24 protein-coding genes and 1 riboswitch are annotated in these 20786 nt (G+C 72.4%); of the genes, 14 read left to right on the top strand and 10 right to left on the bottom strand.

Features of this window, described 5'->3' with window-relative positions:
- Positions 1 to 64: 64 nt before the first annotated feature.
- Together ACWCO8_RS09735 and bioB are read right to left on the bottom strand one after the other, a co-directional pair.
- A complete protein-coding gene (locus tag ACWCO8_RS09735; RefSeq protein WP_451031788.1) occupies positions 65 to 1345 on the bottom strand; it encodes an adenosylmethionine--8-amino-7-oxononanoate transaminase in 1281 nt (426 codons plus the stop codon).
- Positions 1338 to 2618: a biotin synthase BioB gene (gene bioB / locus ACWCO8_RS09730; protein ID WP_451031787.1), complete on the bottom strand. Its 1281-nt coding sequence runs from the start codon at positions 2616 to 2618 to the stop codon at positions 1338 to 1340. The genes ACWCO8_RS09735 and bioB overlap by 8 nt, the downstream gene beginning before the upstream one ends.
- A gap of 144 nt (positions 2619 to 2762) precedes the next feature.
- Between bioB and ACWCO8_RS09725 the strand changes: the two genes are divergently transcribed.
- The 3 genes from ACWCO8_RS09725 (at position 2763) to ACWCO8_RS09715 (ending at position 5108) form a co-directional block, all read left to right on the top strand.
- Positions 2763 to 3929: an 8-amino-7-oxononanoate synthase gene (locus ACWCO8_RS09725; protein ID WP_451031786.1), complete on the top strand. Its 1167-nt coding sequence runs from the start codon at positions 2763 to 2765 to the stop codon at positions 3927 to 3929.
- Between the two features lie 157 nt (positions 3930 to 4086).
- Entirely contained in the window at positions 4087 to 4533 is a 447-nt protein-coding gene (locus tag ACWCO8_RS09720) for an ATP-binding protein (RefSeq protein WP_451031785.1), read from the top strand.
- Between the two features lie 47 nt (positions 4534 to 4580).
- Positions 4581 to 5108 (top strand): DUF6584 family protein, encoded by a 528-nt coding sequence (locus tag ACWCO8_RS09715; RefSeq protein WP_451031784.1) that lies wholly within the window; start codon positions 4581 to 4583, stop codon positions 5106 to 5108.
- Between the two features lie 58 nt (positions 5109 to 5166).
- Here the strand turns inward: ACWCO8_RS09715 and ACWCO8_RS09710 are convergent, their stop codons facing one another.
- Positions 5167 to 6072 (bottom strand): LysR family transcriptional regulator, encoded by a 906-nt coding sequence (locus ACWCO8_RS09710; RefSeq protein WP_451031783.1) that lies wholly within the window; start codon positions 6070 to 6072, stop codon positions 5167 to 5169.
- 72 nt (positions 6073 to 6144) lie between these two features.
- On the opposite strand from ACWCO8_RS09710, the gene ACWCO8_RS09705 reads away from it, so the two are divergent.
- Positions 6145 to 6771: a LysE family translocator gene (locus ACWCO8_RS09705; RefSeq protein ID WP_451031782.1), complete on the top strand. Its 627-nt coding sequence runs from the start codon at positions 6145 to 6147 to the stop codon at positions 6769 to 6771.
- A 65-nt stretch (positions 6772 to 6836) separates the two neighbouring features.
- Here the strand turns inward: ACWCO8_RS09705 and ACWCO8_RS09700 are convergent, their stop codons facing one another.
- From ACWCO8_RS09700 to ACWCO8_RS09690, 3 genes are all read right to left on the bottom strand, one after another.
- Positions 6837 to 7313 (bottom strand): C40 family peptidase, encoded by a 477-nt coding sequence (locus ACWCO8_RS09700; RefSeq protein WP_362009842.1) that lies wholly within the window; start codon positions 7311 to 7313, stop codon positions 6837 to 6839.
- Positions 7314 to 7316: 3 nt separating this feature from the next.
- A riboswitch (cyclic di-AMP (ydaO/yuaA leader) is annotated at positions 7317 to 7434 on the bottom strand.
- 394 nt (positions 7435 to 7828) lie between these two features.
- On the bottom strand, positions 7829 to 8134 hold the full coding sequence (locus ACWCO8_RS09695; protein ID WP_362009845.1) for a hypothetical protein: 306 nt from the start codon (positions 8132 to 8134) through the stop codon (positions 7829 to 7831).
- A 7-nt stretch (positions 8135 to 8141) separates the two neighbouring features.
- Positions 8142 to 8765: an ATP-dependent Clp protease proteolytic subunit gene (locus ACWCO8_RS09690; protein ID WP_451031781.1), complete on the bottom strand. Its 624-nt coding sequence runs from the start codon at positions 8763 to 8765 to the stop codon at positions 8142 to 8144.
- 55 nt (positions 8766 to 8820) lie between these two features.
- Here ACWCO8_RS09690 and ACWCO8_RS09685 point away from each other — a divergent pair, with 55 nt between their 5' ends.
- A complete protein-coding gene (locus ACWCO8_RS09685; protein ID WP_451031780.1) occupies positions 8821 to 9096 on the top strand; it encodes a type II toxin-antitoxin system Phd/YefM family antitoxin in 276 nt (91 codons plus the stop codon).
- Between the two features lie 152 nt (positions 9097 to 9248).
- On the opposite strand, the gene ACWCO8_RS09680 is transcribed toward ACWCO8_RS09685, so the two are convergent.
- Complete coding sequence (locus tag ACWCO8_RS09680) at positions 9249 to 10241, bottom strand: ABC transporter permease (RefSeq protein WP_451031779.1); 993 nt, start codon at positions 10239 to 10241, stop codon at positions 9249 to 9251.
- A 127-nt stretch (positions 10242 to 10368) separates the two neighbouring features.
- Between ACWCO8_RS09680 and ACWCO8_RS09675 the strand changes: the two genes are divergently transcribed.
- The 8 genes from ACWCO8_RS09675 (at position 10369) to ACWCO8_RS09640 (ending at position 17482) form a co-directional block, all read left to right on the top strand.
- Positions 10369 to 10989 (top strand): TetR/AcrR family transcriptional regulator, encoded by a 621-nt coding sequence (locus ACWCO8_RS09675; RefSeq protein ID WP_451031778.1) that lies wholly within the window; start codon positions 10369 to 10371, stop codon positions 10987 to 10989.
- Between the two features lie 137 nt (positions 10990 to 11126).
- Positions 11127 to 11429 (top strand): urease subunit gamma, encoded by a 303-nt coding sequence (locus ACWCO8_RS09670; protein ID WP_362009859.1) that lies wholly within the window; start codon positions 11127 to 11129, stop codon positions 11427 to 11429.
- A gap of 16 nt (positions 11430 to 11445) precedes the next feature.
- Positions 11446 to 11796, top strand: a complete 351-nt coding sequence (locus tag ACWCO8_RS09665) for an urease subunit beta (RefSeq protein ID WP_451031777.1) — start codon at positions 11446 to 11448, stop codon at positions 11794 to 11796.
- On the top strand, positions 11789 to 13510 hold the full coding sequence (locus tag ACWCO8_RS09660; RefSeq protein WP_451031776.1) for an urease subunit alpha: 1722 nt from the start codon (positions 11789 to 11791) through the stop codon (positions 13508 to 13510). The genes ACWCO8_RS09665 and ACWCO8_RS09660 overlap by 8 nt, the downstream gene beginning before the upstream one ends.
- A complete protein-coding gene (locus ACWCO8_RS09655) occupies positions 13510 to 14208 on the top strand; it encodes an urease accessory protein UreF (protein ID WP_451031775.1) in 699 nt (232 codons plus the stop codon). The genes ACWCO8_RS09660 and ACWCO8_RS09655 overlap by 1 nt, the downstream gene beginning before the upstream one ends.
- 146 nt (positions 14209 to 14354) lie before the next feature.
- Positions 14355 to 15032, top strand: a complete 678-nt coding sequence (gene ureG, locus ACWCO8_RS09650; protein ID WP_451031774.1) for an urease accessory protein UreG — start codon at positions 14355 to 14357, stop codon at positions 15030 to 15032.
- Complete coding sequence (locus ACWCO8_RS09645; RefSeq protein ID WP_451031773.1) at positions 15029 to 15772, top strand: urease accessory protein UreD; 744 nt, start codon at positions 15029 to 15031, stop codon at positions 15770 to 15772. The genes ureG and ACWCO8_RS09645 overlap by 4 nt, the downstream gene beginning before the upstream one ends.
- A 132-nt stretch (positions 15773 to 15904) precedes the next feature.
- Positions 15905 to 17482, top strand: a complete 1578-nt coding sequence (locus ACWCO8_RS09640; RefSeq protein ID WP_451031772.1) for an alpha/beta hydrolase — start codon at positions 15905 to 15907, stop codon at positions 17480 to 17482.
- Positions 17483 to 17536: 54 nt separating this feature from the next.
- On the opposite strand, the gene ACWCO8_RS09635 is transcribed toward ACWCO8_RS09640, so the two are convergent.
- Together ACWCO8_RS09635 and ACWCO8_RS09630 are read right to left on the bottom strand one after the other, a co-directional pair.
- Positions 17537 to 18571: an NAD-dependent epimerase/dehydratase family protein gene (locus tag ACWCO8_RS09635; protein ID WP_451031771.1), complete on the bottom strand. Its 1035-nt coding sequence runs from the start codon at positions 18569 to 18571 to the stop codon at positions 17537 to 17539.
- 64 nt (positions 18572 to 18635) lie between these two features.
- Entirely contained in the window at positions 18636 to 19367 is a 732-nt protein-coding gene (locus ACWCO8_RS09630) for a lysophospholipid acyltransferase family protein (protein WP_451031770.1), read from the bottom strand.
- Positions 19368 to 19453: 86 nt separating this feature from the next.
- On the opposite strand from ACWCO8_RS09630, the gene ACWCO8_RS09625 reads away from it, so the two are divergent.
- Positions 19454 to 20491, top strand: a complete 1038-nt coding sequence (locus ACWCO8_RS09625) for a DUF3048 domain-containing protein (RefSeq protein WP_451031769.1) — start codon at positions 19454 to 19456, stop codon at positions 20489 to 20491.
- 22 nt (positions 20492 to 20513) lie between these two features.
- Here the strand turns inward: ACWCO8_RS09625 and ACWCO8_RS09620 are convergent, their stop codons facing one another.
- Positions 20514 to 20723, bottom strand: a complete 210-nt coding sequence (locus ACWCO8_RS09620) for a hypothetical protein (RefSeq protein WP_451031768.1) — start codon at positions 20721 to 20723, stop codon at positions 20514 to 20516.
- Positions 20724 to 20786: the final 63 nt, after the last annotated feature.

Here is a 20786-nt window from a genome sequence, read left to right as displayed (position 1 = left end):
CCGGCCCGTCGTGGCCGTGCCGTGTGGTGTGCCGCTCTCAAGCCCGCCGCGGTGTGTGCCGGCCTCAGCCCGCCGCGGCCGCCGCGCGGACCGCCGCGCAGATCCGCGCCAGGTCGTCGTCGCCCGTCACGAACGGCGGCATCGTGTAGATCATGTCGCGGAACGGGCGCAGCCAGACGCCCGCGCGGACCGCTGCCTCGGTCGCCGCGGCCATGTCGACGTCGTGGTCGAGCTGGACGACGCCGATGGCGCCGAGCACCCGTACGTCACGAACCCCCGGCAGCGCGGCCGCGGGCGCGAGCCCCTCGCGCAGACCGGCCTCGATCCGCTTGACCTCCACCGCCCAGTCCCGGGACAGGAGCAGGTCGATCGAGGCGCTCGCCACCGCGGCGGCCAGCGGGTTGCCCATGAACGTCGGCCCGTGGGCCAGGACAGGGACCTCGCCGCGCGAGATTCCGTCGGCGACCCGCGCCGAGCACAGCGTCGCCGCCATCGACAGATAGCCGCCGGTCAGCGCCTTGCCCACGCACATCACATCGGGGGAGACCCCCGCGTGGTCCGCGGCGAACAGTGCGCCCGTACGGCCGAAGCCGGTCGCGATCTCGTCGAACACGAGCAGCACGTCGTGGGCGTCGCACGCCTCCCGCAGCACGCGCAGGTAGTCGGGTGAGTGGAACCGCATGCCGCCCGCGCCCTGAACCACCGGCTCCACGATCACCGCGGCCAGCTCGTCCGCGTGCCGCCCGATCAGCTCCCGCAGATGTTCCGCGTACGACTCCTCGTATGCGGCGGGCGGCGGGTCGGCGAAGAAGTGCTTCGGCAGCGCGCCCGACCACAGGTCGTGCATGCCGCCCTGGGGGTCGCACACCGCCATCGGCTGCCAGGTGTCCCCGTGGTAGCCGCCGCGCCAGGTCAGCAGCCGGCGCTTCTCGGGCCTGCCCACGGAGCGCCAGTGCTGCAGACACATCTTGATCGCGACCTCGACGGCCACCGAACCGGAGTCGCTCAGGAAGACGTGCTGGAGCGGCTCGGGCGTGATCTCCACGAGCCGGGCGGCGAGCCGGACGGCCGGCTCATGGGTGAGCCCGCCGAACATGACATGGCTCATCCGGTCCAGCTGCCCCCGCGCCGCCTCGTTGAGCACCGGGTGGTTGTAGCCGTGGATCGCGGACCACCACGACGACATGCCGTCGATCAACTCGGCCTGCCCGTGCGCCGGTTCGGCGAGCCGGAGCCGTACCCCGGACGCGGACTCGACGACCAGCGGCTCCGCACGGCCCGGCATGGGGCCGTACGGATGCCACACGTGCGCCCGGTCCAGGGCCAGCAGCTCCTCGTTACGCATTCGGCGCGACGTCCGTTCCGGCGCCACGACGGCGTACGGCCACCAGGTCGGTCCGTGCGCCCGGCACCTCGGCGGGGGCCTCCGTGGCGACCGCCGCGTGGCCGCCGCACGGACCGCAGCCGCCGCCCGCCTCGGCGTGCGAGCCGCAGCCGCCACCGGCCGCCGCACCCGCACCCGCTTCCGCGTGTGAGCCGCAGCCCGCCGACGCCGCCGAGCCGCAGCCGCCGGCCGTCGCACCGGCCGTCACGCCCGCCGCGGCGAGCGCGTCCGCGCGGTGGGCGGGCAGCGTGGTCGTGCCCGCGCCCTCCACCTCGAAGCCCGCGTCCGCGATCATGTCCAGGTCCGTCTGGCCGGCCTGGCCCTCGCTCGTCAGGTAGTCACCGAGGAAGATCGAGTTCGCGATGTTCAGCGCGAGCGGCTGCATCGAGCGCAGGTGCACCTCGCGCCCGCCCGCGATCCGGACCTCGACGTCCGGGCAGACGAACCGGACCATCGCCAGGATCCGCAGACAGCGCTGCGGGGTGAGGTTCCACTCCTTCGCCAGCGGAGTGCCCTCGAACGGGATCAGGAAGTTGACCGGCACCGAGTCCGAGTCCAGCTCGCGCAGCGCGTAGACGACGTCGACCAGGTCCTCGTCGCTCTCGCCCATGCCCGCGATCAGCCCCGAGCAGGCCGACAGACCGGCGGCGTGCGCCTTCTGCACGGTGTCCACCCGGTCCGCGTAGGTGTGGGTGGTGGTGATCTCCCCGTACGTCCCCTCGGACGTGTTCAGGTTGTGGTTGTAGGCGTCGGCGCCCGCCTCGCGCAGTCGCTCCGCCTGGCCGTCCGAGAGCAGCCCCAGGCAGGCGCAGACCTCGACGCCCTCGTTCTGCTCCTTGATGGCCTCGATCGTCTTGCCGACCCGCTCGACGTCCCGGTCCGTCGGACCGCGGCCGCTCGCCACCAGGCAGACCCGCTTGGCCCCGCCCGCGACACCGGCGGCCGCGGCCTGCGAGGCCTCGTCCGGCTTCAGCCAGCTGTACTTGAGGATCCCGGCCGTCGAGCCGAGCCGCTGGGAACAGTACGAGCAGTCCTCGGGGCAGAGCCCCGACTTCAGATTGACGAGGTAGTTCAGCTTCACGCGCCGCCCGAACCACTGACGGCGCACCTTGCCCGCCGCGGCCACCACATCGAGCAGTTCGTCGTCGGAGGTCGCCAATACGGCGAGCGCTTCTTCACGGCTCGGCAGCTCGCGCCGCAGCCCCTTGTCCACCAGCGTGTTCAGCAGGTCCATAAGGGCTGATCCTTGCTTACGGCACACCTCGTGGCCAAGGAGGATCTGAACAAACGCGCCAGTTTGTCGTGTGTGGATGGCCACACCCTCTCCCCGGCCCCGGACGGTTAGGGTCTGTGCGCTGCCTACAAAAGGATCTGCCCCATGCACCGGGACGAGGACACCCGCCGGACCCCGTTCGACTGGACCGACACGGAGGCGCGCCGCCGTGCGGAGGCCGGGCTCGTCCGCACGCTGCGGCCCCGGTCCGCCGAGTCGGAGCCGCTCGATCTGGCGAGCAACGACTACCTCGGACTGACCCGCCGCCCGGAGGTGACCGAGGCCGCCGCCGAAGCGGCCCGCCGCTGGGGCGCGGGGTCCACCGGCTCGCGTCTGGTCACCGGTACGACCCAATTGCACGCGGCTCTCGAACGCGAACTCGCGGCGTTCTGCGGCTTCGAGGCGGCCCTCGTCTTCTCCTCCGGCTACACCGCCAACCTCGCCGCCCTCACCGCGCTGAGCGGCCGCGACGCGCTGATCGTCTCCGACGCGAGCAACCACGCCTCGATCGTGGACGGCTGCCGGCTCTCGCGCGCCGAGACGGCCGTGGTCCCGCACGCCGAGCCCGAGGCGGTACGCAAGACCCTCCAGGCCCACCCGGACCGCAGGTCGCTCGTGGTCTCCGACTCCGTCTTCTCGGTGGACGGCGACCGGGCCCCGCTCCCCGAACTGGCCGAGGCCTGCCGGGCCCACGGCGCCGGGCTGGTCGTGGACGACGCCCACGGCCTGGGCGTGCTCGGCGACGGCGGCCGCGGCGCCCTGCACGCCGCCGGGCTCGCGGGCGACCCGGACGTGGTCGCCACCCTCACGCTCTCCAAGTCGCTGGGCAGTCAGGGCGGAGCGGTCCTCGGCCCGGCCCGGGTCGTCGAGCACCTGGTCAACGCGGCCCGGACGTTCATCTTCGACACCGGACTCGCCCCGGCCGCCGTCGGCGCGGCCCTGAGCGGTCTGCGGCTGATCCAGGACGAACCCGGTCTCGCCGAGCGCGCCAGGACCGTCGCGACCACGCTGCACCGGATGCTCACCGCGGCCGGTCTGACCGCCGTACGCCCGGACGCGGCGGTGGTCTCCGTCCGCGCGCCCTCGCCGGAGGCGGCGCTGCGGTGGGCGGCCCACTGCCGTGAGCAGGGGCTCGCCGTCGGCTGCTTCCGGCCGCCGTCCGTCCCGGACGGCATCTCGCGGCTGCGGCTCACGGCCCGCGCGGATCTGACGGACGCGCAGATCGAGCAGGCCGTCGCCACGATCGTGCGGACCGCACCGCCCTCCCACTGATGGATCCCAAATACGGTCTCTCGTCGTAGAGTTCACCGCTTCGAGCGACAAATATGCACATATCTTGGTGGATCGCCGCCCGGGGCGGCACGATCGGTGGCAGTCTGACGCGAAGTGCAAACCGGGCCGGGCCCGGTGGGAAAGGGACAGCGTCGCCATGGCAGACCACCAGGAAGCAACCGTCACTCTGCCGAGCGATCCCGCCTCGGTGTCCGCCGCCCGGAGATATGTCGCCGACGTCCTCAGCGGCTGGGGGCTCGCGGGCGGCAGCGACACCGCCGACACGGTCCGGCTGATCGTCTCGGAGCTGGCCACCAACGCCGTCCAGCACACCTTCGGCCAGTCGCCCACCTTCACGGTCGACGTCCGCCTGGAGCGCGAGGAACAGCTCCACATCGGCGTCACCGACAGCCACCCCCGCTGGCCGAAGCGGCTCCCGGCGGCGGTGCAGCAGGACAACGGCCGCGGGATGGTCATCATCCGCATCCTGACGGCCGAGGCGGGCGGCCGCCTCTCGGTCACCCCGACCGACGAGGGCGGCAAGACGGTCTGGATCAACCTCCCCTGGACCGCGACTCCGGCCGCCGCGGCCTCTCCGAGCTGAGAAAAACCAGGTCGACGCAGCTCAGAGCGGTAGCCGATGATGCGTCCATGCCCCTGAGAGAGACCCTTGCCCGAGTCGACGCGGACCTGGCCGCCGGCCGCGTTCCCGTCGCGCGCCAGCGCTTGCGCGGTCTCGTCTCGTCCTTCCCGTACGACCTGACGCTCCGCCGGCGTCTGGCCGAGGTGTACCGGCTCTACGGCGACGCCGCCGAGGCCGGCCGCTGGATGTACCTCGAAGAGGACCGCAGCGCCGACGAGACCACCGCGTTCGAGGCGCGGTACGGGTCTCCCGGGTGGCGGATGAAGGCCCTCGCCTGGCGTGGCCCCGAAACCACGGCTGCGACCCCCTTCGCGACGGGGCAACTGGTCGCGGTGCGGACCGCCTGCGCCGAAGAGCTGGGGCACCCCGTCGACTGGGACGACCCCACCTCCTACGAGGACAGCCTGGAGGACCCGCACGAGGCGCCCTCCGAGCCGTGGTCGGTCCGCGACGTCCTGGCGGGCATCGGCTGCCTGGTGGGCACCCTCGCGGTCCTCGGAATCTGGGTGAGCGGAGTCGTCGCCCTCTTCGACTGACGCAGGCCACCGGGCCGGTGCGGGTCGGCCATGGGGCCTGTCCCTGGAAGGACGGACCCTAGGCCCGGGCGAAGCCGCCGCGCAGGAGTGCTCGTAGGGAGGCCGCTGCCGGGCCGGACTCCTCGCCTCGGTGGGCGACCGAGATCGTTCGGCGGAACGAGGTCGGCTCCAGGGCGCGTACCCCCAGGGGCGAAGCCGTCATCGACGCGACCATCTCCGGGACCACCGCCACCCCGAGGCCCGCGCTGACCAGGGCGCACACCAGGGCGTAGCCGGGTGTACGGCAGACCACCGACGGCGTCGCGCCCGCGCGGGCAAGGGCGCCCTCCACGCCCCGGCGCGGCGGGTGGTCCGGGGCGCTGCTGATCAGTGGCTGGCCCGCGAGCTCCGTGATCGGCAACCGGCCCGAACCCTCCGCCAGGACGTGGCCCGGCGCCGTGACCAGGACCAACTCCTCGACCAGCAGCGGCTCCAGCTCGACCCCCGGCGGTAGCGGCGCCGGTTCGGCCGGCTCGTACGTGTGGGTCAGCGCGAGATCCACCTCGCCCGCCGCCACGGCGTGGATCCCGCCCGGCGGTTCGTACTCGGCGACCGTCAGCTCCACGTCCGGGTGGGCCCGGCGGAACGCGCTGAGCACCGGCGGCAGCAGATGGATGCCCACGGTGGTGAAGGTGCCGACCCGCAGCCGCCCGCCCGACAGGCCGCTCAGCCGGGCCAGCTCATGGCGGGCCCGGTCCATCTCGTCCAGGACCCGGCGCGCCCGGGTGACGAGCAGTTCGCCCGCGGGAGTGAGCCGCGCGCCCCGATGGTGCCGTACGAGCAGCGCGGCCCCCGCCTCCCGCTCCAGCTTGGCGAGCTGCTGCGAGAGGGCGGGCGGGGTGTAGCCGAGCCGGGCGGCGGCCCGGGTGATCGAGCCGTCCTCGGCGACGGCCACAAGCGCCGCGAGCCGCACCAGATCCTGCATTAAGCATTCCTTTTGGCAGGCCCATAAAATCCTGTCTCCACACTAAAGGCTCTCGGCGGGCACGCTGGGGTCATGGACGGACAGCTGATCGCCTTCATCGGGGTCGCGGCGGGCATGGTGGCCATGCCGGGCGCGGACTTCACCGTCGTCGTGCGCAGCGCTCTCGCCTCGCGCCGGGCCGGGGTCGCCTGCGCGGTGGGCGTGGCGGGCGGGCTCCTGGTGCACACCGCCCTCGCGGTGGCCGGGCTCGCGGCCGTGCTGATCGCCGTACCCGTGCTGTACCGCGCGCTGCAGATCGCCGGCGGCGCGTACGTCCTCTACCTCGGCGTGCAGGCGTTGCGCGGTGCGCTGCGCGCGACGGCGGGCGAGACGCCGGCGGACGTGGCGGGGGAGCGGGCGGTCGGGCGGGCCTTCCGGCAGGGCTTCCTGACAAACGTCCTCAACCCCAAGGCGCCCGTGCTCTTCCTCAGCCTGCTGCCGCAGTTCGTGCCGGCCGGTGTGGCGGTGCTGCCGCGCACGCTGCTGCTCGCGTCGATCGTGGTGCTGCTGGCCCTGCTCTGGTTCCCGCTGGTGGCCCTCGGCGTGGACCGGCTCGGCCACCGGCTGCGGCGGCCCCGGACGGCACGGACCGTGCAGGGGGTGACGGGCGGCATGCTCGCCGCCCTCGGAGTGACGCTGCTGGTGTCCCCAGGGCACTGACCCCGGGGCGAGGGATGCGGCGGCGCCACCGCACCCCTTGGTCACACGTCGGAGCCGACCGGGCGTCAGCGCACCCGGCCGTAGTAGACCTTGGACGTCCAGATCTTGTCGAGCTTCACCCAGGAACCCTTCTTGGGCGAGTGCCAGATCTTTCCGCTACCCGCGTAGATCCCCACGTGGTACACCCTTCCACCGGAATGGAAGAAGACCAGGTCCCCCTTCTGCCTGCTGGACGCGGAGATGTGCCGGGTCTTGTTGTACTGCTGCTGCGCGGTACGGGGCAGCGACTTGCCCGCCTTCTTGTACGAGTAGAGCGTGAGCCCCGAGCAGTCGAACCGGGACGGTCCCGACGCTCCGTACTTGTAGGGCGATCCCTTCTTCGAAGCCGCGATGTTCAGCGCGTTGCCGGCGTACGACGTCGCGGCCTGGGCCTCCGATGCGGCTCCTGGCGCCAGCATCGTGCCGCCGAGGGCGGCGAGGGTGAGAGCCGAGACGGCTCCGGCCCGGGACAGCAGGGACGGGACATGAATCTGCGCAGTCATGCGCAACCCTTCGTCAGCCGCCTGTGAAGGATGACCTGTCGGGTTCGGGCTGGCGAAGTTGCCCGGCCGCGGCTGCGGCTTCACCCCGAGGAACGGCCCCACTGGCCGGCCGTCCCGTACTGCTCGGGTCCTCCACTCCTGCCGATCCACTCCTGTCGACCAGACATCCGGGACAGCGGCAGGACTCGGCGTCCGCCCGGACCGCCCCGCCGCGGTGGCGGGGGCTTGTCGTCGTGAGGGATCTTGACCCACAACCCGGGCGAAAACCGAGCCGAAACGGCGTTATGTGAGGCTCCTCACGACTGATCCATTCGGGTGGACAGGCATGTTTCGTGATCGTCGGAGGTTTGGCCGACGAGTCCCGGACCAGGGGTGGGGCGCCCTATTCCGCCAGATGTGTACACCTGTTGTGCAACTCACCCCGCACATATGTCGATTCGTCGACTACGCCGAACGGGGGAGCGATTCTGCGGCCGCGCTGCTCCGAGTGGACCTCGACACGACACGGGGGAATGTCAACTCGCCGGTGTCTCCGGGACGGTGACGCGGCCCGATCTACGCTCCCCGTCCAACACCCGGAGCGCACGGGCCAATGTCTCCGCGTGCACCTCGCTCTCGCCGCGCGTATGCATCGCCGTCAGCGCGTCCCGCAGGGCGTTGGCCCGCCCCACCAGCGCCTGAGCCGCGCGCAGCGCCCCATACGTATGCGAAGCCCTGGATGGATTGATGCGGCCCAGCAGGTCGACGACTTCGAGATAGGCGTCGATGAACTCGCCCTCGGCGCGCGTCAGAGCGGGCAGCGGCGGCAGCTCGGGAACCATCGCGGGCTCACCTTCCCCCGGCGCCGCCCGACGCCCCGCGGTTCTGAACGACGTGGTCCACCACGCCGTAGGCGGTCGCGCCCGGCGCGTCGAGGACGGTCGTCCGGTCGATGTCGGCGTCGATCCGCTCGAGGTCCTGGCCGGTGTGGGTGACCAGCATCCCGGCCATCATCGCGCGCATCCGGATCAACTCCCGTGCCTGGATGTCGAGATCGCTCGGCTGCCCCTGCAACGGCTCGTCCGTCGCGGGCTGCTGGAGCACCACCCGGGCGCCGGGCAGCGCGAGCCGCTTGCCGGGCGCGCCGGCCGCGAGCAGCACGGCGGCGGTCGAGACGGCCTGCCCGAGACACGTGGTCTCCACGTCGCAGGTGACGACCTGCATCGTGTCGTAGATCGCGGACATGGCGTTCATCGAGCCGCCGGGGGAGTTGATGTACAGCGAGATGTCCCGGTCCGGATCGGCGTACTCCAGGTGCAGGAGCTGCGCGATCACGTCGTTGGCCGAGGTCTCGTCGATGGGGGTGCCGAGGAAGACGATCCGTTCCTCGAGCAGCTTGGAGTACGGGTCGAGGGTCCGGCTCCCGTAGCTGGTGCGCTCGGTGAACTCGGGCAGGACATAGCGAGCGTGCATGGCGGCGCCTCCTTGTAAAAAATGTACAGGACGTACAACCCGTAAGATGAGGAGCATGGCCTACGAGATTCCGGTGACGCAAGCACGTGCAGAGTTCGCCGACCTGATCAACCGCGTGGTGTACGGCAACGAACGGGTCGTCGTGACCCGTCACGGAAAGCCGCTCGTGGCGCTGGTGTCGGCCGCTGACCTGGCCAAACTCGAGGCGGAGCACGAGACCGCCGAGGATCTGGCGAGCAGCGCGGTCTCCGAGATCCGCCCGCTCCCGTCCGCTCCGGGTGAACAGGGCCGCTTCGGCATCGCGGCCCGCCACCGCACGCCGGGCGCGTGAGCGGGCCGGGAGCCTGGGCTCCCGCCGAAGCCTGAGCGCCCCCGAAGCCTGAGCGCCGCGGAAGCCTTTGCCCCCCCGGCGCCCCGGCGCATGAAAAAGCCGCGTGCCCCCCGTCCGCTACGGCGGGGGCACGCGGCTGTACGAGGAGGGCGTCAGCCCACCGGTGCCGGTACGGGCGCCGGGGTGGCCGCCGGCGGGGCGGCCGCCGCGCGGTTCCGGGCTCCGCCCACCAAGAGCGCGATCAGTCCGGCGACCGACCACGCGCCGAGAATCAGCAGCGCCGAGCCCGCGCCCGCGCCGTCGAAGAACGCGAACGAGCGCAGCGCGGAGCCGCCCGCGCCCGGGGGCAGCCACTGGCCGAGCGCGCCCACCGGGGCCGGAAGCATTTCGGGTGCGCTCGTCACGCCCGAGAACGGGTTGCCCAGCAGGATCATCAGGAACGCCCCGATGCCGATGCCCGGCTTGCCGATGAGCGCGGCGAGCCCCGCGATCGCCGAGCCGATCGCGAGCACGGTGAGGCCGAGGACCCCGGCCTCGGCCCACCAGTCGCCCGCGAACACGCCGAGCCAGCTGTGGGCGAGTGCGGTGCCGACGATCCCCGCGAGCGCGGCGGCGCCGAGCAGAGTGCCGGCCGCCCGTGCGCCGCGCAGGCCGAGGACGGTCACCACGATGCCGGAGGCCGCACCGGCCAGGATCAGCGGGAAGAGGCCCGCCCCGAAGGCGCTGCCGCGCGGGTCGCCGGCGGGGGCCGGGACGACATCGGTCACCGTCAGCTGCGTGCCGGGCGGGACCTGGGCGGTGACGGCCTCGCGCAGCAGCCCGGCGACGACCGGGCTCGCGGCGGAGGCGGTCAACAGTTCGGGCCCCTGCGGAGTCACGACCACCGCGCCGTATACGACCCGGTCCTCGATCGCCTCGCGCGCGGCGGCCTCGGAGTCGTAGCGGTGGACCTCGAAGGCGCCGTCGCGCTCGGCGAGGCGCTGCTCCAGCGGGGCGGTGGCGGTGGCCGGACCCGCGACGCCTATGGGCAGGTCGCGCGGGGCGATCCGGGCGGCGGGCCAGGCGAAGGCCCAGAGGGCGAGGGCCACGACGACCGGGATCAGTACCAGCACCGCGAGGGTCTTGCGGGTGGCGGAGGCGGGCATGAGGGGCTCGATTCGAAGAGAGGGATCAGCGAAACTCAAAGAGAAGGATCATTCGTTTTACGGTCTCCTCACTGTCTCCCCGGCGGGGTCGCTTGTCAAGAATGAATGTTCGTTTTAGGTTCGGGGCATGGCTCGTGTCTCCCAGGAACACCTCGACGCCCGCCGCCGTCAGATCCTCGACGGCGCCGCGCGCTGCTTCGCCCGCAACGGCTTCCACGCCACGTCCATGCAGGACGTCCTGACCGAGGTGGGCCTCTCGGCCGGAGCCGTCTACCGCTACTTCAGCGGCAAGGACGAGCTGATCGCGGCCATCGCGGCCGAGGCGTTCGCCGGTATCCGCGGCGCGTTCGCGGAGGCCGCGAAGACCATGCCGCCGCCCACGCCGGACATCCTTCTCGGCTCGGTCCTCAAGCTCTTCCTGGAGGAGCGGATCCCCGGCGCGGACCGCCAGGCGTTCGCGCGGCTCATCCTCCAGGTGTGGTCGGAGACCCTGCGTGACGAGCGGCTGTTCCAGACCCTCTCCGACGGGTTCAACGGGATGCGCGAGGCTTGGGGCGAACTCGTCGAGGTCTACCGCGCGACCGGTCTGATGGCGGCGGACGTCCCCGCCGACCGGGTGGCCCGCACCCTCATCGCCACCGCCCAGGGCTACATCGCCCAGCAGGCGCTCTTCGGCGACGTGGAGGTCGAGGTGCTCCAGGACGGCCTGCGCGGGCTCATGTCCATGCGGTCGCAAAGCGCGAGTTAACGCGTAGGAAAAACTTCCGCCCTAACGTGCAATGTCTGGCCGGGCGGACCATTTCCGCAGTTCAACAGAGTGTTGACGATCGGTAAGGTCCGCTGCTGTCCGGGCACATGCCCGGTGGACGACTGTGAGGTGGAAGCGTGCAACTGTCGCCGCACGAGCAGGAACGCCTGCTCATCCATGTGGCCGCCGACGTGGCCGAGAAGCGCAGGGCCCGCGGTGTGAAGCTCAACCACCCCGAGGCCGTCGCCCTGATCACCACCCACATCCTGGAGGGCGCCCGCGACGGCCGCACCGTCGCGGAGCTCATGGCCTCCGGCCGCAAGGTGCTCACCCGTGACGACGTCATGACCGGAATCCCGGAGATGATCCACGACGTCCAGGTCGAGGCCACCTTCCCGGACGGCACCAAGCTCGTCACCGTCCATGACCCGATCGTGTGACGGGGGAACGCCGCCGATGATTCCCGGAGAAATCCTTTTCGGTGAAGGTCCCGTCGCCCTCAACGAGGGCCGGCCGGTCACCCGTCTCACCGTCCTCAACGCCGCCGACCGGCCCGTCCAGGTCGGCTCCCACTACCACTTCGCCGAGGCCAACCCCGGTCTCGACTTCGACCGCGCCGCCGCGCGCGGCCTGCGTCTGCACATCGCCGCCGGTACGGCCGTGCGCTTCGAACCCGGCATCCCGGTCGAGATCGAACTCGTCCCGCTGGCGGGCCGCCGGATCGTCCCCGGCCTGCGCGGCGAGACCGCGGGCCCCCTCGACGCGATCGACACGAACGACGACGCGAACGGAGGCGACCGTGCCTGAACTGCATCGCGCCGTCTACGCCGACCTGTTCGGCCCCACCGTCGGCGACCGCATCCGGCTCGCCGACACCGACCTGCTCGTCGAGATCGAGGAGGACCGCTCCGGCGGCCCCGGCCGCGCCGGCGACGAAGCCGTCTTCGGCGGCGGCAAGGTCATCCGCGAGTCGATGGGCCAGGCCCGTACGACCCGGGCCGAGGGCGCGCCCGACACCGTGATCACCGGCGCCGTGATCATCGACCACTGGGGCGTGATCAAGGCCGACATCGGCATCCGCGACGGCCGGATCACCGGCATCGGCAAGGCCGGCAACCCCGACACCATGGACGGGGTCCACCCGGACCTGGTCATCGGCCCGGAGACCGAGGTGATCGTGGGCAACGGCCGGATCGTCACGGCCGGCGGCGTCGACACCCACATCCACTTCATCGCGCCGACCATCATCGACGAGGCCCTCGCCTCCGGCATCACCACCCTCGTCGGCGGCGGCACCGGACCCGCCGAGGGCACCAAGGCGACCACCGTCACGCCGGGCCCCTGGCACCTCGCCGGGATGTTCGCGGCGCTGGAGAACTCTCCGGTCAACATCGGCCTGCTCGGCAAGGGCAACACGATGTCCCGCGAGGCCATGTACTCCCAACTGCGGGGCGGAGCGCTCGGGTTCAAGATCCACGAGGACTGGGGAGCGACCCCGGCCGTCATCGACGCCTGCCTGACCGTCTGCGACGAGTCCGGCGCCCAGCTCGCCATCCACACCGACACCCTGAACGAGGCGGGCTTCGTCGGCGACACCCTCGCGGCCATCGCCGGGCGCACCATCCACGCGTACCACACCGAGGGTGCGGGCGGCGGGCACGCGCCGGACATCATCACCGTGGTCTCCGAGCCGTACGTCCTGCCCAGCTCCACCAACCCGACCCGGCCGCACACCGTCAACACGATCGAGGAACACCTCGACATGCTGATGGTCTGTCACCACCTCAACCCGGCCGTCCCGGAGGACCTCGCCTTCGCCGAGTCCCGCATCCGGCCCTCGACCATCGCGGCCGAGGACGTGCTGCACGACCTCGGCGCCATCTCGATCATCTCCTCCGACTCGCAGGCGATGGGGCGTATCGGCGAGGTCATCATGCGGACCTGGCAGACCGCGCACGTGATGAAGAAGCGCCGGGGCGCGCTGCCGGGGGACGGCCGCGCGGACAACCACCGGGCGCGTCGCTATGTCGCCAAATACACGATCAACCCGGCGGTGGCCCAGGGCCTCGACCACGAGATCGGCTCGGTCGAGACCGGCAAGCTCGCCGACCTGGTGCTGTGGGAGCCCGCCTTCTTCGGGGTGAAGCCCCTGGTCGTGCTGAAGGGCGGCCAGATCGCCTACGCGCAGATGGGCGACGCCAACGCCTCCATCCCCACCCCGCAGCCGATCCTGCCCAGGCCGATGTTCGGGGCGCTCGGCAAGGCGCCGGCCGGCAACTCCCTCAACTTCGTCACCCAGGCGGCCATCGAGGACGACCTCCCCGAACGGCTCGGCCTGGACCGGAAGTTCGTCGCCATCAAGAACACCCGGCGGGTCACCAAGGCGGACATGCGGGAGAACGACGCCCTGCCCCGGGTCGAGGTCGACCCCGACACCTTCACCGTCACCATCGACGGCGAAGCGGTCGACCCGGCCCCCGCCGAGGAACTGCCCCTCGCCCAGCGTTACTTTCTCTTCTGATGGCGTCGCCGACCACAGCGGTCGCCGGCGGATTCGGCAGCCGCGCCGCGCTCCTCGTACTCGCCGACGGGCGTTTCCCCGCCGGCGGGCACGCCCACTCCGGTGGGGCCGAGGCCGCCGTCAAGGCCGGCCGGATCACGGACGCGGTGAGCCTCGCCGCGTTCTGCCGGGGCCGGCTCCACACGGCAGGGCTCACCGCCGCGGGCCTCGCCGCGGCGGCCGCCCACGGCCACGACCCCGACGCGCTCGACGCCGCCGCCGACGCCCGTACGCCCTCGCCCGCCCTGCGGGCGGCGGCCCGCAGGCTCGGCCGGCAGATGATGCGCGCCGCCCGCGCCACCTGGCCGTGCGCCGAACTCGACGCGCTCGCGACCGCGTTCCCGCGCGGCGCGCACCAGCCGATCGTCCTCGGCGTCGCGGCCCGCGCGGCGGGCCTCGGCCCGCAGGACGCCGCGCACTGTGTCGTGTACGAGACGGTCAGCGGCCCCGCCACCGCGGCCGTACGGCTGCTGAGCCTGGACCCCTTCAAGGCCACCGCCGTCCTCGCCCGCCTCGCCCCCGAGATGGACCAGGTCGCCGAGCGCGCCACCGCGGCGGCCCGCCAGGGCATCGACGCCCTCCCGGCCGCCTCCTCGCCCCTCCTCGACATCACCGCCGAACAGCACGCGTCCTGGCCCGTCCGCCTCTTCGCGTCCTGACCCCGAAGCAGCGCTGCCCCAGAAGCTGCCCTGACCCCGAAGCAGCCCCGACCTCGCAGCCGTCGGGCCCCGAACCCGTCGGCCCCCGACCCCGTCGGGCGACACGCGACACCGACGCCACCACCCACGAACCGCCGGAGGCACCCATGCATCTCGACCACTCCCACGACCACCTCGGCGCCGTCTCCGCCGACGCCCACCGCCCCGACGGAACCCGGCGCGCGCTGCGCATCGGGCTCGGCGGACCCGTCGGCTCCGGCAAGACCGCGACGGTCGCCGCGCTCTGCCGCGCCCTGCGCGACCAGCTGTCGATCGCCGTCGTCACCAACGACATCTACACCCGCGAGGACGCCGACTTCCTCCTCCGCAACGCCGTCCTGCCGCCCGAGCGGATCCAGGCCGTGGAGACCGGCGCCTGCCCGCACACCGCGATCCGCGACGACATCTCCGCCAACCTCGAAGCCGTCGAAGAGCTGGAGGACACGGTCGGCCCGCTCGACCTCATCCTTGTCGAGTCCGGCGGCGACAACCTGACCGCCACCTTCTCCAAGGGCCTGGTCGACGCCCAGATCTTCGTCATCGACGTGGCCGGCGGCGACGACATCCCCCGCAAGGGCGGCCCCGGCGTGACCACCGCCGACCTGCTCGTCGTCAACAAGACCGACCTCGCCCCGTACGTCGGCTCCGACCTGGAGCGGATGGCCCGCGACGCCAAGGAGCAGCGCGGCGACCTCCCCGTCGCCTTCACCTCGCTCACCGGCGCACAGGGTGTCACCCCCATCGCCGACTGGGTCCGCGAGCAGCTCGGCGCCTGGTCCGCATGAGCCTGAGCGCCACCGCCCGGATCGTCGCCGAGGCCGACGGCACCCTGCCGGTCCTCATCGGCGACGGCCCCCTCGCCCTCCGCAGGACCCGGACCACCGGCCCGTACACGCGCGTCACCGTCGTCGGCGCGATGAGCGCCCCGCTCGGCGGCGACCGTCTCGCGATCGAGGCGGAGGTACGGGACGGGGCGCGGCTCCTGGTCGACTCGTCCGCCGCGACCGTCGCCCTGCCCGGTCGCTCGGCCGAACCGGCCACGTACGACGTGCGGTTGAGGGTCGGCGACGGCGCGGTGCTGCGCTGGCTGCCCGAACAGCTGGTCTGCGCCCAGGGATCCGACCTCGTGATGCGCACGACCGTCGAACTCGCCGCCACCGCACGGCTCGTGCTCCGGGAGGAGCAGATCCTCGGCCGTCACGGCGAGGAGCCCGGCACGCTCCGCTCGCGCCTCACCGTCCACCGCGCCGGACGTCCGCTCCTCGATCAGGAGGTCGCGTACGGCCCCGGCGCCCCGGGCGGCTGGGACGGCGGAGCGGTCCTCGCCGGGCACCGTTCGGTGGGCCAACTCCTCGTCGTGGACCCGGCGTTCGCCGAGAAGCCGGTCGAGTCACGGTTGCTCGCCGAGAACGCCGTGCTCGCCCCGCTCGCCGGTCCCGGCGCTCTGGTCACCGCCGTCGCCCCCGACGCGCTGCGGCTGCGCCGCGTCCTCGACGAGGCCCTCGGCATCCTCGCGCCCACGTGACGTCACCGCTCAGCGGTACAGCGGTATCCGGTTATTGGTTCGGCAAAGAAACGCGTGTACGCCCTTTCCCGTACACCGGCCGGACGAAAGGATCCCCCGGACAGACCGACCACCCACAGGGGGAGGCATCACGTGAGACGCACGGCAGCGCTCGGCTCGGCAGGCGCTCTGATAGCGGGCACGCTCATGGTGGGCGCGCTGGCGGCTCCGGCCGCGAGCGCCGACCAGCGCCACCGGCCCGACGCGGAGGCGTACGGCACGGCCGTCGCCGCCCAGCGCGCCGCCGACCGGGGCATCGACTGGCAGGACTGCCCGGCCGACTGGGGTCTGGAGAAGCCCATCCAGTGCGGCTGGGTCACCGTCCCCGTCGACTACGCCCGGCCGAACGGCAAGCAGATCAAGATCGCCGTCGACCGCATCGGCTCCACCGGCACCCCCGCCGAACGCCAGGGCGCCCTGCTCTACAACCCGGGCGGCCCCGGCGGCTCCGGCCTGCGCTTCCCGCGGCGGGTCACCACCAAGAACACCATCTGGGCGGGCGCCGCCAAGGCGTACGACTTCGTCGGCTTCGACCCGCGCGGGGTCGGCCACTCGGCCCCCATCTCCTGTGTCGACCCGGCCGAGTTCGTCAAGGGCCCCAAGCTCGACCCGGTCCCCGACAGCGAGGCCGACAAGCGCGCCCAGCGCAAGCTCGCCGCCGAGTACGCCGCGGGCTGCGCGGAGAAGAGCGGCGACATCCTGCCGTACATCAACACCCGCAACACCGCCCGCGACCTGGACGTCATCAGGGCCGCGCTCGGCGAGAAGAAGCTCAACTTCGTCGGCGTCTCCTACGGCACCTACCTCGGCGCCGTCTACGGCACGCTCTTCCCGACGCACGTCCGCCGCATGGTGCTCGACAGCGTCGTCAACCCGTCGAAGGAGAAGATCTGGTACGAGGCCAACCTCGACCAGGACATCGCCTTCGAGGGCCGGCTGAAGGACTGGATGACCTGGGTCGCCCAGCACGACGCCACGTACCACCTCGGCGACACCTACGCCGAGGTCCGCGGCCAGTGGGACACGCTGCGCGCCGCCGCCAAGAAGAACCCCCTCGGCGGCAAGGTCGGCCCGGCCGAGCTCATCGGCTTCTTCCAGAACGCGCCCTACTACGACTCGATGTGGGCCCCGGTCGCCGAGGCCTTCAGCGCGTACGCCGCCGGTGACCCGCAGCCGCTGATCGACGCGGCCGCCTCCGACCCGACCGACACGGCCGGCAACGCGGCCTCGGAGAACGGCAACGCCGTCTACACCGCGGTCGAGTGCGCCGACGCCCCCTGGCCGACCAGCTGGCGCAAGTGGGACCGGGACAACAGCCGGCTCCACCAGAAGTACCCGTTCATGACCTGGTCCAACGCCTGGATGAACCTGCCCTGCGCGACCTGGTCGACCCCGCGCCAGCAGCCCACCGAGGTCCGCACCGGCAAGGGCCTGCCGCCGGTGCTCATCACCCAGTCCGAGCGCGACGCGGCCACGCCGTACGAGGGCGCGGTCGAGCTGCACGAGCGGTTCAAGGGCTCGCGTCTCATCACCGAGCGGGACGCCGGCTCGCACGGCATCACCAACCTCGCCAACCCGTGCCTGAACACCCGGGTGGAGGCCTACCTCCTCACCGGCAAGCTCGACAGCCGCGACGTGACGTGCGCCCCGCACGCCACGCCCCAGCCGTAGTCACGGGGTGAAGGGGGAGGGGCGGCCCGCCCCTCCCCCTTCGGCGTGCCGGGCTCAGCGCCGCGCGGCGAGCCAGGCGTCCTCCGCCGCGTAGTCGAAGAAGTCCACCCCGTACTTCACCAGACCGGGGAACGCCTCCCGCCACTCCTGCTCCGCCACCCGCCGGGACAGATACGCGACCGTCGCCGGCAGCGACTCGGCGTACGACACCACCGGCCGGTACCCCAACTCCCGTTCCGCCGCGCCCATGTCGAAGACGACCGGGTGGGGCGCCGTCCAGGGGCTCAGCCCCACGGTGTCCTCCGGCGCCCCCTCCATCAGCACCGTCTCGCTCTCCACGCCCATGACGGCGTCGATCGCCGCTCCGATCTCCGCGACCGTCGGGGCCTCCGGGTCACCGCCGTTGAAGACCCGGGTGCCCGGCTTCGCCGCCGAAAGGCGCACCAGCTCGCCCAGATTGTCCACGTGCACCGGGTGGAACCGGGAGGAGCCCTCGTACGAGAGGATCCGCACCGGCCTGCCGTCGAGCGCCCGCTTGACGAACCACAGCTCGCGCGGGCCCGGGCAGTACGGCCCGTGGATCGCGCCCGCCCGCAGCACCGTCGTCGGGAGCGCCGCGCCCGCCGCGAGCAACTCCTGCTCCAGGGCCACCTTCCGCGTCCCGTACGACACGTCCCCCGGCGCGACCGTGTGCCAGGACTCCGGGATCGGCACCGGGTAGGCGGGGAAGCCGTCCGGCTCGTCCTGCGTGTCGAAGTTACGGCCCCGGTCGTCCTCGTACACCGCGCCGCTGGAGACCACCACCGCCGAACCGATCCGGTCGGCGAGCGCCGTCAACTGCCGTGCGTGGCCCGCGTGGTAGGCGACGATGTCGACCAGCACATCACAGCCGTCGCCGAGCGCGGCGGCGAGCGCGCCCTCCTCGTCACGGTCGACGGCCACCGACCGGACCTCCTCCGGCCACTGATCGCCCCGGCCGCCGCGCCGCGAGGCCGCCGTCACCTCCCAGCCGTCCGCGACGAGCGCCCGCACGGCCGCCCGCCCCACCTGTCCTGTCGCTCCGAGCACGAATGCGTGTCCTTGTCCCATGGACGAGACGGTACGGGGACGGTGATCACCGGCCCAGCACCTTTCGCCGTGCGCGGATCCGCCGTCAGCGTCCCCGGCGCGGGAACCTTCCGCGCGACCCGCTGGTCCGGGCCTTCGCCTCCTGCTCGGCGGCCTTCACCTTGGCCGCGTAGTCGTCGACGTACTCCTGTCCGGACAGCGCGAGGATCTCGTACATGATCTCGTCCGTCACCGCGCGGACCGCCGCCTTCTCGCCCTCCATCCCGGCGTACCGGGAGAAGTCGAGCGGTTCGCCGAACCGGACGGTGACCCGCTTGACCCGGGGCACGACCTTCCCGGGCGGCTGGATCTCGAAGGTCCCCACCATCGCGCAGGGGATCACCGGCACCCCGGCCGTGATCGCCATGACCGCCACGCCGACCTTGCCCTTGTAGAGCCGGCCGTCGTGCGAGCGCGTGCCCTCCGGGTAGATGCCGAGCAGCTCGCCCTTGGCGAGGACCCCGAGCCCCTCGCGGATCGCCGCCTGCCCGGCCTCCTTGCCGGAGCGGTCGACCGGGATCTGCCCGGCGCTGCGGAAGAACGCGGCGGTCAGCCGGCCCTTGAGGCCGGGGCCCGTGAAGTACTCCTGTTTGGCGAGAAACGTGATGCGCCGCTTGAGGACGACCGGCATCAGAAAGTGGTCGGAGAACGACAGATGGTTGCCGGCGACGATCGCCGCGCCGTCCGCCGGGATGTGCTCCAGGCCCTCGATCCGCGGCCGGAACACCAGCCTCAGCCACGGTCCGAGCAGGACGTATTTCAGGACGTGATAGAACACCGACGGCCCCCGTCTCGTTCGAGCGATGGTTATTTCTAACCACTCCGGCGACCCTGGTCCACACTGGAGACGGAGAGTGGGTCCTGATGGCCGCCGAAAGCCGTCGCGCACCGCGACACATACGGCCCGGCGCAGCCGTCACCGTGCTGCTGTGCGCGGTGATGACCGCCGGGTTGTACGGTTGCGCCGACTCCGGCACCCCGGAACCGACCCCGACGCCCACGCCGACGGCCCCGACCCCGCCCCCCACGCCGACGACCCCCGCCCCGCAGGGCATCTCGCCCTTCACGGGACTCCCGGCGCGCCCCGCCCCGGTCCTCGCCGTCAAGATCGACAACGTGCCCCCGGCCCGCCCGCACACCGGCCTCGGCGCGGCCGAGCTGGTCTACGTCGAGCAGGTCGAGGGCGGCCAGACCCGGCTGCTCGCCGTCTACTCCGGCGACCTGCCGGACCGGATAGGCCCGGTACGCAGCGCCCGCGAGTCCGACATCGAGCTGCTCCGCCAGTTCGGCAACCCCGCGCTCGCCTACTCCGGCTCCCAGACCGCCCTGAAACCCCTGCTCAAGGCCGCCCCGCTGGACGCCCTGCCGCCCGAGGACGCCCCAGGCGCCTACCTCCGCGACCGGGGCAGGGCCGCGCCCCACAACCTGTACGTCCTGCCCGGGCGCGCCCTGGCCGCGGCCCCCGACGCGGAGAACGCCAAGGACATCGGCTTCCGCTTCGGCCCGGCCCCCGCGGGCGGCGAACAGGTCAACGAACGGACCGTGCGCTTCCCCGCCTCCCGCTACACCTTCACCTGGTCCCCGGCGGACAAGGGCTGGCGGGTCGCGATGGACGGCAGGGCCGCCCGTACCACCGACGAAGGCCCGGTCACGGCGTCGACGGTCGTGGTGCAGTACGTGACCATACGGTCGTCCCGCTTCCACGACGTGCTCGGCAGCGTCTCCCCGTACACCGAGACGGTCGGCAGCGGCAGCGCGCTCGTGCTGCGCGACGGCCGCGCCCACGAGGCCCGCTGGAGCCGCCCCACCGCGACGAACGGCACGGCCTTCACCACCCCGGACGGCGCCCCCCTGAACTTCGCCCCCGGCCCCACCTGGGTCGTCCTGGCCCCCCGCCCTTAGGGCCTGTCGTTTGGATCAGGCCCTAAGGCTGCGGACCGGGCCTGCCGGGGCCTGGGCGGCGTGCGCCCGTCGGTACGGAGCTGTCGGCGGCCGCCATGCCGATGGTGACCACGATGAGCACCACGACGCCGAACCAGAGCCAGCCGCTGCTGCCGAGTGCCACCGTGTACGCCGTCGTCAGCACCAGGGCCGCGACGGTGATCACGCTCATCGCCTTCGTGGGACCGGACATCTGCCCGCCTCCTCCCGACAGGGCCTTCACGCTCATCGTGACCCCTGGGGCGGGCGAATGCTA

It is taken from the genome of Streptomyces sp. NPDC001927 (assembly GCF_053594455.1).
The sequence above is the reverse complement of the archived record's forward strand: the minus strand, read 5'-3'. Positions and strand labels throughout refer to the sequence as shown.